Source organism: Brevundimonas balnearis, from assembly GCF_042434805.1.
Taxonomy (GTDB): Bacteria; Pseudomonadota; Alphaproteobacteria; order Caulobacterales; family Caulobacteraceae; genus Brevundimonas; species Brevundimonas balnearis.
Map to the genome: position 1 here is coordinate 64234 of NZ_JBHLSW010000005.1, position 12725 is coordinate 76958.

At 71.3% G+C, this 12725-nt stretch carries 12 protein-coding genes; 7 read left to right on the plus strand and 5 right to left on the minus strand.

Annotation, left to right across the window (positions count from 1 at the left end; all coding sequences use genetic code 11):
• Nucleotides 1-2 precede the first annotated feature (2 nt).
• On the plus strand, nucleotides 3-887 hold the full coding sequence (locus ACFFGE_RS07440; protein ID WP_376835680.1) for a ParB/RepB/Spo0J family partition protein: 885 nt from the start codon (nucleotides 3-5) through the stop codon (nucleotides 885-887).
• Nucleotides 866-1486, plus strand: coding sequence for a class I SAM-dependent methyltransferase (locus ACFFGE_RS07445; protein WP_376835681.1), 621 nt, complete (start codon nucleotides 866-868; stop codon nucleotides 1484-1486). The genes ACFFGE_RS07440 and ACFFGE_RS07445 overlap by 22 nt, the downstream gene beginning before the upstream one ends.
• A gap of 9 nt (nucleotides 1487-1495) precedes the next feature.
• Here the strand turns inward: ACFFGE_RS07445 and ACFFGE_RS07450 are convergent, their stop codons facing one another.
• Nucleotides 1496-2182 (minus strand): response regulator transcription factor, encoded by a 687-nt coding sequence (locus ACFFGE_RS07450; RefSeq protein ID WP_376835682.1) that lies wholly within the window; start codon nucleotides 2180-2182, stop codon nucleotides 1496-1498.
• A 65-nt stretch (nucleotides 2183-2247) separates the two neighbouring features.
• Entirely contained in the window at nucleotides 2248-2958 is a 711-nt protein-coding gene (locus ACFFGE_RS07455) for a YggS family pyridoxal phosphate-dependent enzyme (RefSeq protein ID WP_376835683.1), read from the minus strand.
• Between ACFFGE_RS07455 and ACFFGE_RS07460 the strand changes: the two genes are divergently transcribed.
• On the plus strand, nucleotides 2957-3604 hold the full coding sequence (locus tag ACFFGE_RS07460; protein ID WP_376835684.1) for a thiamine phosphate synthase: 648 nt from the start codon (nucleotides 2957-2959) through the stop codon (nucleotides 3602-3604). The two genes, ACFFGE_RS07455 and ACFFGE_RS07460, sit on opposite strands and share 2 nt — an antisense overlap.
• Here ACFFGE_RS07460 and ACFFGE_RS07465 read toward each other — a convergent pair.
• A complete protein-coding gene (locus ACFFGE_RS07465) occupies nucleotides 3601-3996 on the minus strand; it encodes an NtrZ family periplasmic regulatory protein (protein WP_376835685.1) in 396 nt (131 codons plus the stop codon). The two genes, ACFFGE_RS07460 and ACFFGE_RS07465, sit on opposite strands and share 4 nt — an antisense overlap.
• A gap of 264 nt (nucleotides 3997-4260) precedes the next feature.
• On the opposite strand from ACFFGE_RS07465, the gene ACFFGE_RS07470 reads away from it, so the two are divergent.
• The 4 genes from ACFFGE_RS07470 (at nucleotide 4261) to holA (ending at nucleotide 8985) form a co-directional block, all read left to right on the plus strand.
• Entirely contained in the window at nucleotides 4261-4707 is a 447-nt protein-coding gene (locus ACFFGE_RS07470) for a DUF3576 domain-containing protein (RefSeq protein WP_376835686.1), read from the plus strand.
• Nucleotides 4708-4740: 33 nt separating this feature from the next.
• On the plus strand, nucleotides 4741-7296 hold the full coding sequence (gene leuS, locus ACFFGE_RS07475; protein WP_376835687.1) for a leucine--tRNA ligase: 2556 nt from the start codon (nucleotides 4741-4743) through the stop codon (nucleotides 7294-7296).
• Nucleotides 7296-7763 carry an LPS assembly lipoprotein LptE gene (gene lptE, locus ACFFGE_RS07480; RefSeq protein WP_376835688.1) on the plus strand — a complete coding sequence of 156 codons (468 nt, stop codon included), beginning with the start codon at nucleotides 7296-7298 and terminating at the stop codon, nucleotides 7761-7763. The genes leuS and lptE overlap by 1 nt, the downstream gene beginning before the upstream one ends.
• Before the next feature lie 169 nt (nucleotides 7764-7932).
• On the plus strand, nucleotides 7933-8985 hold the full coding sequence (holA, locus tag ACFFGE_RS07485; protein WP_376835689.1) for a DNA polymerase III subunit delta: 1053 nt from the start codon (nucleotides 7933-7935) through the stop codon (nucleotides 8983-8985).
• Between the two features lie 53 nt (nucleotides 8986-9038).
• Here holA and ACFFGE_RS07490 read toward each other — a convergent pair whose 3' ends face one another.
• Both ACFFGE_RS07490 and ACFFGE_RS07495 read right to left on the minus strand, forming a co-directional pair.
• Nucleotides 9039-10877, minus strand: coding sequence for a DUF885 domain-containing protein (locus ACFFGE_RS07490; protein WP_376835690.1), 1839 nt, complete (start codon nucleotides 10875-10877; stop codon nucleotides 9039-9041).
• A 67-nt stretch (nucleotides 10878-10944) separates the two neighbouring features.
• A complete protein-coding gene (locus tag ACFFGE_RS07495; RefSeq protein ID WP_376835691.1) occupies nucleotides 10945-12612 on the minus strand; it encodes a thiamine pyrophosphate-binding protein in 1668 nt (555 codons plus the stop codon).
• Nucleotides 12613-12725 lie beyond the last annotated feature (113 nt).

The window sequence follows — 12725 nt, forward strand, 5'->3', positions numbered from 1 at the left end:
CTGTGAGTGAACGTCAGAGGGGACTGGGGCGCGGCCTGTCGGCGCTGCTTGGGGAGGATATCGCGATCGAGACGCCGGTCGCGGGCGCCGTCGCGGCCCAGGGCGGGGTGCGCCTGGTTCCCATCGAGAGCATCCGCCCCAATCCCGATCAGCCGCGCCGCCGCTTCGCCCAGGCGGAGCTCGACGAACTGGCCGCCTCGATCCGTGACAAGGGGGTGCTGCAACCGATCCTGGTGCGGGAGCAGCCCGGCGAGCCGGGGATCTGGCAGATCATCGCCGGCGAACGGCGCTGGCGCGCCGCCCAGGCCGCGCGTCTGAGCGAGGCCCCGATCATCGTGCGGGAGATGAACGACGTCGAGGTGCTCGAGGTCGCCATCATCGAGAACGTCCAGCGCGCGGATCTGAACCCCGTCGAGGAGGCTCAGGCCTATCGCCAGCTCATGGACCGCTTCGGCCGCACCCAGGACGCGCTGGCGGGGGTCGTCGGCAAGAGCCGCAGCCATGTGGCCAACGTCCTGCGTCTGCTGCAACTGCCCGATCCGGTGCTCGAGATGGTCGCCGACGGGCGGCTCAGCGCCGGTCACGCGCGGGCGCTGGTGACGACCCCCGACCCGGCCGCCCTGGCCGAGGAGGTGCTGTCGAAGTCGCTGAACGTGCGCCAGACCGAAGCCCTCGCGCGCCAGGCGGTGCAGGGCGTCAGGCCGCGCCCGGCGGGGCGATCGGCCCCCCGCGACACCTCGCCCGACATCGTCGCTCTGGAACACGACCTGGCGGAAGTCCTCGGCCTCGGGGTTCAGCTGACCTATCGGGACGGCCGGGGCGACCTGAAGCTCCGGTTCGAGTCCCTGGAGCAGTTGGACGACCTGTGCCGACGCCTGATGCGCTGACTCGCGCCGCCTCGGCGGTCGTGGACCTGTATCGCGACGGCGCGGCGGACTATGTGGCGCGGCGCACGACCACCCTGTTCGAGCGGCCCTGGCTCGACCGCTTCCTGGCCCTGGCGCCCGACGGGCCGGTGCTGGACCTCGGCTGCGGCTTCGGCGAGCCGGTCGCCCGCTATCTCATCGCGCGGGGCAGGCGCGTGATCGGTGTCGATGCTTCCGCGGCCCTGCTGGACCACGCCCGCGCGGCCTGGCCGAACCAGACCTGGGTGGAGGCGGACATGCGGGCGTTCACGCCGGGCGCGCCCGTCGCCGCCGTGATCGCCTGGCACAGCCTGTTCCACCTGAGGCCGGCGCAGCAGGCCGAGCTGATCGCCCGCATCGGCGGCTGGCTGGTCGAGGGCGGCGTGGCCATGTTCACGTCCGGGGATCGGGCCGACGAGCGCCTGGGGGACTGGAACGGCGTTCCGCTCTACCACGCCAGCCTGGACCCAGGGGCCTACGCGGCGGCCCTGGCGCGCGGCCGGCTGCGGGTCGTGGAGCAGGTCACCGACGACGCCTCGGCCGGAAACGCCACCATCTGGCTGGCGCGAAAGGGCGGCTGAGCCCCGGCCTCAGGGCTGCAGCCTGTAGCCCCCGGTGTCGGTGAGCAGCAGCCGCGCCTGGCCCGGCTCGGGCTCGATCTTCTGGCGCAGGCGATAGATGTGGGTCTCGAGCGTGTGCGTGGTCACGCCAGCGTTGTAGCCCCAGACCTCCGTCAGCAGCTCCTCGCGCGACACCGCCTTGGCGCCGGCGCGATAGAGGTACTTCAGGATGTTGGTCTCCTTCTCCGTCAGGCGGATCTTCCTGCCCTTGGCGTCGATCAGGACCTTGGCGGCGGGGCGGAACTCATAGGGCCCGATGGAGAAGACCGCGTCCTCGGACTGTTCGTGACTGCGCAGGTGGGCGCGGATGCGGGCCAGAAGCACGGCGAAGCGGAAGGGCTTGGCCACATAGTCGTTGGCCCCGGCGTCAAGGCCCAGGATCGCGTCCGAATCGGAGGTCTGGCCGGTCAGCATGATGATCGGGGTCGAGATGCCGTCCTTGCGCAGCAGACGACAGGCCTCGCGCCCGTCCATGTCGGGCAGGTCGACGTCGAGGATGATCAGGTCGGCGCGCGTCTCGCGCCCCAGCTTGAGCCCGTCGGCGGCGGTCGCGGCCTGGATCGGCCGGAACTCCTCATGCAGCGCCAGCTGCTCCGCCAGCGCTTCGCGCAGGTCGTCGTCGTCGTCGATGATGAGCAGGCTCTTGGGGCTGGGCATGACCTAGACAATGGCGACGCGATACGGCCACGCCAAGGCCGGAAACGCCGAAAATCGCCGCTGGTTCAAGGTGCGGGCTTCGAGCGCGGCCCGAACAGCGCCGATCCCAGCCGCACATGGGTCGCCCCGAAGCGCACCGCCGTCTCATAGTCGTCGCTCATGCCCATGGACAGGACGCCCAGGCCTTCACGGGCGGCGATCTTCGCCAGCAGGGCGAAATGAGGGCCCGGGGCCTCATCGACCGGCGGGATGCACATCAGCCCCTCGACCGCCAGGTCCAGAGCCCGGGCCGCCGCGATCAGGGCCGGCGCCTCGCCCGGCAGGACCCCCGCCTTCTGGGGCTCCGCGCCGGTATTGACCTGAACGAGCACGCGCGGCCGGACGCCCAGCTTCGATCCGGCCTCCGCCAGCGCACGGGCCAGCTTCTCCCGGTCCAGGGTCTCGATGACGTCGAACAGCCGCAGCGCGTCGACGACCTTGTTGGTCTGGAGCGGGCCGATCAGGCGCAGATTCAGGTCCGGGAGGACGGCCTTGCGTCCGGCCCAGCGCGCCTGCGCCTCCTGCACCCGGTTCTCGCCGAACGTCCGCTGGCCGACCGCGAGCGCCGCCTCGACGGCGGCGTCGGACTGGGTCTTGGTCACCGCGACCAGGACCACGTCCTCATCCGGCCGCCCCGCCGCGCGAGCCGCCCTGGAGATGCGATGGCGGGCGCGGGCGAAGGCTTCGGCGACGCTCGGACTGGACGCGGCGGGGTGGTCGGGCGAGAGATCGGTCATGACCCTGTCGGCTGAAGCGAGGACCCTTTGGGCCACGGCGCTTGATCTAGGCCGGGAGAACGCCCGCGTCAGCCCCGCCGGCCGATCGATCCCGCCGCTGTGGTTCCTCACCGACCCGGAGCGGACGCCGGAGCCGTGGGGCGCGGCGGCGCGCCTGCCCGCGGGCGCGGGGGTTATCCTGCGCCACTTCGGGCGGCCGGAAGCTCTGGATTGGGCCGGGCGGCTGAGGACGGCGACGGCCGGGGCGGGGGTGATCTTCCTCATCGCCGCCGATCCGGATCTGGCCGAGGCGGTGGGGGCGGACGGCGTGCATCTGCCGGAGCGGATGATCGACCGGGCGGCGCGCCTGCGCGCCAGGCGCCCTGATCGACTGATCAGCGCGGCCTGCCACGACGCGAGGGCGCTGGCTGACGCCGCGGCGTCGGGTGCGGATTTCGCGATGCTTTCGCCGGTGTTCGTCCCCGGCGGACGCTCGAGCGGCGCGCCGCTGGGGCCCGACGGGGTGGCGAAGCTCGCGGCGACGACCCGGCTGCCGGTGGTGGCGCTGGGCGGGCTGACGGCGGGAAACGTCGGGACGCTCCGGGGGACCGGCGCGAGCGGAATCGCCGGCGTGGACGCGATCCGGCGGGCCTTCGGTTCCGACTAGAAGCGGAAGATCGATTCCAGGCGCACGCGCGGCTGGGCGCGGCGATCGCTTTCGGCGGCGCGGGCGGGATCGGTCTCGGGGCGGCCCAGACCGGCGGACGCCCCCAGACGCAGGCGAGGATTGACGCGATAGTAGGCCCCGGCCTCCACATCGCCCCACTCGGTTTCGCGGCCGACCGGTTGCTGCATGTTGAGGTTCAGGCTCCAGCGCCCGTTCTCGTTGAACTGCAGGCTGCGCCGGGCGGCGCGCGCCTCGTTGAGCTGGAGCGTCGTCCGGGCGTTCGGCGTGGCCGCGGGCGTCTGGCTCTGGGCGGGCGACTGGGCGACGGCCGCGCCGGCGCTCGCGATCACGAAGATCGCCGCCAGTCCGCCGATGACGCCGCGAGCGCGCATCCCAAGCCATCCCTCAACGCCGGTTCGACCGGTCTCTGAAACTGGCATTTGATCCCTCCGCCGGCCGCGGTCAATGAACCCCTCCTCGGCGAACTTCGTTCCCCCGGCGCGTGTGTCCCCTTCGTCACGGCCCGGGCCGGGGCTCCACGCTTGTCAGAGCCCCTTTTCGCCGTGCTATAGACGAAGCAGGGCGCGGGGGCGCCGACGAGCGCCTCGACCGGCCGGAGCGGCCGGACGGCCTCGATCACGACGGAGATGAGACCTATGGGCATGGTTCGCGGCGCCTCGATCGCCCTGGCGATGACGCTCACGGCGACAGGTCTGGCCGGGTGCGGGGGGTTGGGCCTCGGGGGTCGCGGCGAGCCCGCGGACGCGACCGAGCGACTCGGCATCGGCGTCAACGCCTTCCTGTGGCGCGCGTCTCTCGACACCCTGTCGTTCATGCCCCTGACCACGGCGGACCCCTGGGGCGGCGTCATCAACTACGACTGGTACGTCAATCCGCAGGTTCCCAACGAGCGTTTCAAGGCGACGGTGTTCATCCTTGATCGACGCCTGCGCGCCGACGCCCTGAACGTCAGCGTGACCAAGGAAGTTCAGGACGCCTCGGGCCAGTGGACGACCGCGCCGCTCGCCGCCCAGACCGAGGCGGACCTCGAGAACGCCATCCTGACGCGCGCGCGCCAGCTGAACCTCGCCGCCGGCGGCTGAGCCGGACCGACACTCCTCCCGCCTCAGGACCGAATGGCCCGCTACGATCCGAAAGCCGCCGAGCCCCGCCAGCAGGCGCGATGGCAGGCGGCGAACGCCTTTTCCGCGCCGCAAGCCGACGACGGCCGACCGACCTATTATGTGCTTGAAATGTTTCCCTATCCCTCGGGAAACATCCACATGGGGCACGCCCGCAACTATGTGATGGGCGATGTGGTGGCGCGCTTCAAGCGGGCCCAGGGGTTCGCCGTGCTGCACCCCATGGGCTGGGACGCCTTCGGCATGCCGGCCGAGAACGCGGCCATGGAGCGGAAGGTCCATCCCAAGGCCTGGACCTACGACAACATCGCCAACATGCGGTCCCAGCTGAAGCTGCTGGGTCTGTCGCTGGACTGGGACCGGGAGTTCGCCACCTGCGATCCCGAATACTACGGAAAGCAGCAGGCGTGGTTCCTGAAGCTGTTCGAGCGCGGCCTGGTCTATCGCAAGGACGGAGTCGTCAACTGGGACCCGGTCGACAATACCGTCCTGGCCAACGAGCAGGTCATCGACGGGCGCGGCTGGCGCTCGGGCGCGGTGGTCGAGAAGCGCAAGCTGAACCAGTGGTTCCTGCGGATCACCGACTACGCCGACGAACTGATCGACGGCCTGGCCACGCTGGACCGCTGGCCGGACAAGGTCCGGCTGATGCAGGAGAACTGGATCGGCCGGTCCAGGGGACTGCGCATGAGCTGGCGCTTCGCCGAGGGCGCGGCCCCCGAGGGGCGTGAGGCGGTGGAGGTCTATACGACCCGCCCGGACACGCTCTTCGGCGCCTCCTTCATCGGCCTGGCCCCGGACCACCCCATCTCGCAGCAGCTGGCCGCGGCGAACCCGGCGGTCTCGGACTTCGTGGCCGAGTGCCGGAAGGGCGGCTCCAGTCAGGCGGAGATCGAACAGGCCGAGAAGATCGGCTTCGACACGGGCCTGAAGGTCGTCCACCCCTTCGACGGGCGCGAGCTGCCGGTGTGGATCGCCAACTTCATCCTGTCGGAATACGGCACGGGCGCGATCTTCGCCTGCCCGGCCCACGACCAGCGCGACCTGGATTTCGCCCGGAAGTACGACTTGCCCGTCATCCCCGTGGTGAAGCCGGACGGGGCGGGCGAGGACTTCGACGTGGCCGACGAGGCCTATGTCGGGCCGGGCCGCATCTTCCACTCAGACTTCCTGGACGGGCTGGACATCGAGGCGGCCAAGGCGGCGGCGATCGAGAAGATCGAGGCCATGGGCCAGGGGCAGGGCGCGACCATCTATCGCCTGCGCGACTGGGGGGTGAGCCGCCAGCGCTACTGGGGCTGCCCGATCCCGATCATCCACTGCGAGAGCTGCGGCGCGGTCCCCGTGCCGGACGACCAGCTGCCCGTGGTGCTGCCGGAGGACGTCAGCTTCGACGTCCCCGGCAATCCGCTGGACCGGCATCCGACCTGGAAGCACGTCGCCTGTCCGTCCTGCGGCGGCAAGGCGGTGCGCGAGACCGACACCCTGGACACCTTCGTGGACTCCAGCTGGTACTTCGCCCGCTTCGCCGATCCGAAGGCCGATGCGCCGATCGACCGGGCGGCGGCGAACCGCTGGCTGCCGGTGGACCAGTACATCGGCGGGGTGGAGCACGCGGTGCTGCATCTGCTGTACGCCCGGTTCATCTCACGGGCGCTGTCGGACGCGGGCCTGATGGACGTGCGCGAGCCTTTCGCCGGGCTGTTCACCCAGGGCATGGTGGTCCACGAGACCTATCGCCGGGCCGACGGAACCTGGGTCGAGCCCACGGACGTGGAGATCGTCACCGAGGGCGGGGCGCGGCGCGCGCGCCAGCTGTCGACCGGCGAGACCCTGACCATCGGCGACATCGAGAAGATGTCGAAGTCCAAGAAGAACGTCGTGGCGCCGGCCGAGATCCTGGAGAGCCACGGGGTCGACGCCGGGCGGCTGTTCGTCCTCAGCGACAGCCCGCCGGAGCGGGACGTGCAGTGGACCGCCGGCGGCTTGGAGGGCGCGGGCCGGTTCGTGCAGCGCGCCTGGGCCCTGTTCGACGCGCACGAGGCCGACAAGCCGGGCGATCCGGCGGCCGACGAGGCGCTGAGCCGCGAGACCCACAAGGCGATCAAGGCGGTGACCGAAGGAGTCGAAGGCTTCCGCTTCAACTCCGCGATCGCCAAGCTCTACGCCTTCGTCGCCACCCTTCGCGACCACGACAAGGCCGGCGGCGCGGCGCGGGGCGAGGCCCTGTCGGCGCTGGCCCGACTGATCGCACCCTTCACCCCGCATCTCGCCGAGGAAGGCTGGACGCGGTTGGGCATGGAAGGAATGGTTCTCGACGCGCCCTGGCCGGTCTATGATCCGGCGCTGGCGGCGGACGACGAGGTGGTCCTGCCGATCCAGGTCAACGGCAAGCGGCGCGCCGAAATCCGCGTGGCGCGGGGCATGGAGCCGTCGCAGGTGGAGGCGCTGGTGCTGGCCGACGAGACCGTCAAGGCGAAGCTGGAAGGCCAGGCCATCAAGAAGGTGGTCGTGGTCAAGGACCGCATCGTCAACCTGGTGATCGCCTGATGCGCCGCGCGGCGGTCGCCCTGGCCTTGCTGACGCTGGGCGGTTGCGGATTCACGCCGCTGTACGCCGAGCCCGAGCTGGGGACCCTGTCGCGCATCGCCGTGTCCACGCCGGACGACCGATTGGGCTATCGCCTGCGCGAGCAGCTGGAGGACGCGCTGGGGCGGAACCCCGGCGCGGCGACGACCCACAGGCTGGAGGTGGCGGTGGATCAGCAGCGCCGTCCGCTGGGGCGCAGGATCGATGACACGGCGGTGCGCTATGAGCTGGTGGTGACCGGCGACTGGACCCTGACGCCGTCGGGCGGGGGCGCGCCGGCGACCGGACGCGAGGTGGTGACCACCACCTATGCGGCGGCCGACCAGCCCTACGCCGCCATCGCGGCCCAGCAGGACGGCGAGGAGCGCGCCGCCGCCGAGTTGGCCCGCCTGATCCGGCTCGACCTGATGCGGGTGCTGGCGGAATGACGGATCGTCGTCCTTCTCCCCTCGGGGGAGAAGGTGGCATGCGGAGCATGACGGATGAGGGGGAAGTGTCCACCGCCCACCTCTTGACCATGTGCGAGCTGAGCAAGCCCCCTGATCCGAGCCGCGCTGCGGCCCACCTTCTCCCCCGAGGGGAGAAGGGCTTCGTCAGATGATCCTGGCCAAGCGGCCGGAGGTGGATCGCTTCCTGGCGCGGCCCGATCCGGCGGTCAGGGCTGTGCTGCTGCACGGCAAGGACCGGTCGGGCGTGGGCGAGCGGGCGACGACGCTGGGCAGGACCGTCGTCAAGGATCTGAACGACCCCTTCAACGTCACATTGCTGACCGACGCGGACCTGGACGCCGGCGACGGCCGGCTGGAGGACGCGCTCGCGGCCATGTCCATGATGGGCGGGCGCCGGCTGGTGCGGGTTCGGCTGGGCGCGGCCAAGGCCGGGATCGACAAGGCGCTGGCGGACGCCGTCAAGCGCCATGCGGACGGCGAGTTCAACCCCGAGACGCTCCTGGTCATCGAAACGGATGCGCTCGGCCGCGACTCCGCGCTGAGGAAGACGGCGGAGGCGGCGCAAGGGGCCGCCGCGATCGCCTGCTACGAGGACGAGACCGGGGATGTGGCCCGCATGACGCGCGAGGCGCTGGCGGCGGACAAGGTCGGCCTGACGTCCGACGCCCTGGAGCGGTTCGTGGCGCGGCTGCCGCGCGAGCGGGGCCTGATGCGTCAGGAGATCGAGCGGCTGGCCCTCTACATCGGGCCGGGCAGCGGCCGGACGCTGGATCTGGACGGGCTGGAGGCGCACCTCGGCGTGGAGCCGGACGCCTCGTTGCAGGACGCGGCGCTGGACGCGTTCGGCGGCCGGGCGGAGAAGGCGCAAGGGGCGCTGCGCCGGGCCTTCGCCGAGGGCGAGAGCGCTGTTTCGGCGCTGCGCCAGCTCAGCCTCCACCTGCAGAAGCTGCGCCGCATCGCGGTGCTGACCGCGAACGGCGCGGGTCCCAAGGAGGCCGCCAAGGCCGCCGGCGTCTTCTGGAAGCAGGAGGCGGAGATGCTGCGCCAGGCCAGATCCTGGCGGCTGGAGCTGCTCGAGGAGGTGCACGAGAGCGTCTACGCGACCGACGCCGCCGTGCGCTCCACCGGCTCGCCCGACCAGCTGCTGGCGGAACGCCTGTTGCTCGAGGTCTCCGCCAGGGCCCGCCGGGCGGGGCTTTGAGGCTCGCCCAGTCACGTCATCCTCGGGTCAAGCCCGAGGATGACGACCTTCTTCTACGAGGCCGTCGGATCGCCGCCGCCGCTCGCGATCCAGGCGTTCACCACGTCCTCCAGCACGTCCAGCGGCATGGAGCCGGAGCCCAGCACCACCGCGTGGAAGTCGCGGATGTCGAAGCGGTCGCCGAGCTCGGCGCGGGCCCGGTCCCTGAGCTCCATGATCTTCAGCTCGCCGATCTTGTAGCTGGTCGCCTGGCCGGGGTTGGTGATGTAGCGCTCCACCTCCTTGACGATGTCGCGCTCGGACAGCAGCGAGTTGGCGCGGAAGTATTCGATGGCGTCCTCGCGGCTCCAGCGCTTGGCGTGAAGGCCCGTGTCGGTGACGAGCCGAACCGCGCGCCACAGCTCGGTCGAGAGCCGGCCGAAGTTCGAATAGGGGTCCTGGTAGAAGCCCATCTCCCGGCCCAGCCGCTCGGCGTAGAGGCCCCAGCCCTCGGCGTAGGCGCCGTAGCCGCCGAAGCGGCGGAAGCGCGGCAGGTTCTCCATCTCCTGGGCGTAGGCGATCTGGAAGTGATGGCCCGGCGCGCCCTCGTGATAGCTGATGCCCTCGATCTGGGGCTTCAGCACCTGGGTCATGTCCGAGAGGTTGACGTAGTAGATGCCGGGCCGCGACCCGTCCGGGGCGGGGGAGTTGTAGAAGGCGATCGAGGCGGTGGCCTCGCGCCAGGGCTCCACCGCCCGCACCTCGAGCGGCGCCTCGGGCAGGTCACGGAACCACCGCGGGCCCACGGCCATGACCTGGGCCACGAAGGCCCGGGCGTCGGCGAGATACTGTTCGCGCCCTTCCGCCGTGTTCGGATACTGGAAGCGCGGGTCGGTCTTCACGAAGGTGAAGAATTCCTGGAGCGTGCCGTCGAAGCCGACCTCGGTCTTGATCGCCTCCATCTCGGCCTGGATGCGGGCGACCTCCGCCAGGCCGATCTCGTGAATCTGGTCGGCGGTCAGGTCGGTGGTGGTCGAGAGCCGCAGACGGGCGTCGTAGTAGGCCTCGCCGTCCGGCAGCCGCCACACGCCGGCGTCGGAGTCGGCGCGCTCGGCCACGGCGTCCAGCGCGGTCAGAACCTGTTCGTAGCCGCGCCGGAAGGGCCCCGTCAGGGCGTCGCGACCGGCCGCGATCAGCCGGGCCTTCTCGGCCTCGGGGGCGTCCAGCGCCGCGACCTTGCGCTGGAAATCGGCCCAGACCGGGTTGTCCGGCCCGTCGTCGAAGGGCGCCCCGGTGATGACCGCGAGCGTCGCGGCCACCGACGGCTCGAACACGAAGCGGGGCGAGATCACCCCGGCGTCGGCGCGGGCGTTCAGCGTCTCGACCACCTGACCCATGTAGCGCTCGACCTCGGTCAGGCGGGAGACATAGGCCTCCGCGTCCTCGACCGATCCGACCCGGTGGTTGTTGATCATGAAGACCGGCAGGCCGGTGGTCGGGTTGCCGTTGGCGGCGAATTGGAAGCCCCAGTCGCGCCAGCGCGCGCCCCGCCGGGCCTGTTCGACGCCGTATTCGAACAGGCGATAGGACAGTCGCGCCTGGGCGCTCAGGCGGTCCGGATTGAAGCGGCCGCGCATCTCGGCCAGCTGCGTCTCCTGCAGCGCCAGCGCGCGGTCCGCGGCGGCGGCGGACACGTCGTCCAGCTTGTCGTAATCCGTCTTCAGGCCCAGCGACGTCATCTGTTGCGGGCTGAGGGCGATGCGAGCCTGGAAGGCCTGTTCGAAGAAGGCGTTCAGCTCCGCGTCCTGGGTCGCCTCAGCCGCCGCCGCGGGCCCGTTCTGGGCCAGAACCGGCGTTCCGGCGGCGAGCAGCAGGGCGGCGGCCCCCGCCGCGACGGTGAGCAGTTTACGCATGGACGCTTCCTCGATCCCTTCGGAGGGCCGCACCTTCGCCTCGACGGCGCGCCCCTGGCAAGCGGGATCAGCCGCCGCGCAGGGCCGTGAGCGTGCGGCCGGGTGCGATGTCCTCGGCCGAGGTGATCAGGTGGACCAGCGCCGGACGACCGCCCCTGGCCGCGTCCCGCGCCGCGTCCAGCGCCGCCGGGAAGTCCCCGGTGGTCTCGCAGCGCACCCCGAAGGCGCCGAACGCCTCGGCGTATCTGACGAAGTCCGGGTTCGTCAGGTCGGTGGCCATCACCCGCGCCTGGCCCGGATAATGGGTCTCCTGGTGCATGCGGATGGTGCCGTAGGTCCCGTTGTCGACCACGATGACGACCACGTTCAGCCCGTGCTGGACGGCGGTGGCCAGCTCCTGGGCCGTCATCAGGAAATCGCCGTCGCCGGCGACGCACACCGCCTCCCGCTCCGGGTGGACGGCCTTGGCCGCCAGCGCGGCCGGAAAGCCGTAACCCATGGCCCCGGAGGTGGGCGCCAGCTGGGTACGGCAGGCCCTGTGGCGATAGAAGCGGTGCAGCCAGGCGGCGAAGTTGCCCGCCCCATTGGTGATCACCGCATCGGCCGGCAGGGCCGTGTTCAGGTGCGCCATGCACTCCGACAGGTTCACCGCGCCGGTCACGGCGACCGGGGTGGAGAAGGCGATGTAGTCCGCGTGGGCGTCCGCGCCCTCGGTCCAGGTCCGGCCGGGCTCCAACGTCGTCAGCGCCAGCGCCGCCAGGCTGTTGTCGGCGACTCCCGCGAGGGCCGCGGGCCAGACGCGGTGAAGTTCCTCGGCGCCTGGATGCAGATGGACCAGGACCTTGGCCGTGTGGTCGCGGTCGAACAGGGTATAGCCCTGGGTCGGGTTCTCGCCGAGCCGGGCGCCGACGGCGATGATCAGGTCCGCGGCGCGCGCCCGCGCGATCAGCTTCGGATTGCAGCCCAGCCCCAGGTCGCCGGCGTAGTTCGGCCGGTCGTTGGCGATGATGTCCTTGCGCCGGAACGAGCCGGAGACCGGCACGCCCAGCCGCTCGGCCCAGTCAGCCAGCGCATGGGCGGCCTCGATGCTCCAGCCGGAGCCGCCGACCACGATCAGGGGCCGCTCCGCCCGGGCCAGCCGCGCGCCGATGTCCGCGAGGAGGGCGGGGTCGAGCGCGGCGCGGGCCGGAACCACGGGGCCGGCGGGCGCCGGGCCGCCGTCTTCTTCGAGAATGTCCTCTGGCAGGGCGATGACCACGGGGCCGCGCCGGCCCTGCAGGGCCGTGGCGATCCCCCGCTCGACGATCTCGACGGTCCGATCCGGGCTTTCCAGCTCGGTCGCCCACTTGGCCAGGCCGCCGAACACCTCGCGGTAATCGACCTCCTGGAAGGCGCCGCGGCCGCGGTCCTTCAGGGCGATCTGGCCCACGAACAGGATCATCGGCGTGGAGTCCTGGTGCGCCGTGTGCACGCCGATCGAGGCGTGGGTCGCGCCGGGTCCGCGTGTGACCATGCAGACGCCGGGCCTGCCCGTAAGCTTGCCGTAGGCCTCGGCCATGTTGGCGGCGCCCGCCTCGTGGCGGCAGGTGATCACCTGGATGCGGTCGCGCACGTCGGCCAGCGCGTCCAGCACCGCCAGGTAGCTCTCGCCCGGCACGCAGAAGACCTTGTCGATCCCGTTGACGATCAGGGTCTCGACAAGGCGGCGGGCGGCGGTGTTGGGCGGCTGGGACATGGCGGGGGACTTAGCAGAGGATGCGGCGCGTTGGCCACGCGACCGAGTGCGGGCGGTGCAACCGTATGGCCACGCTTGGCGTTAACGGCCACGGTTCAACTCACACGCGGAGA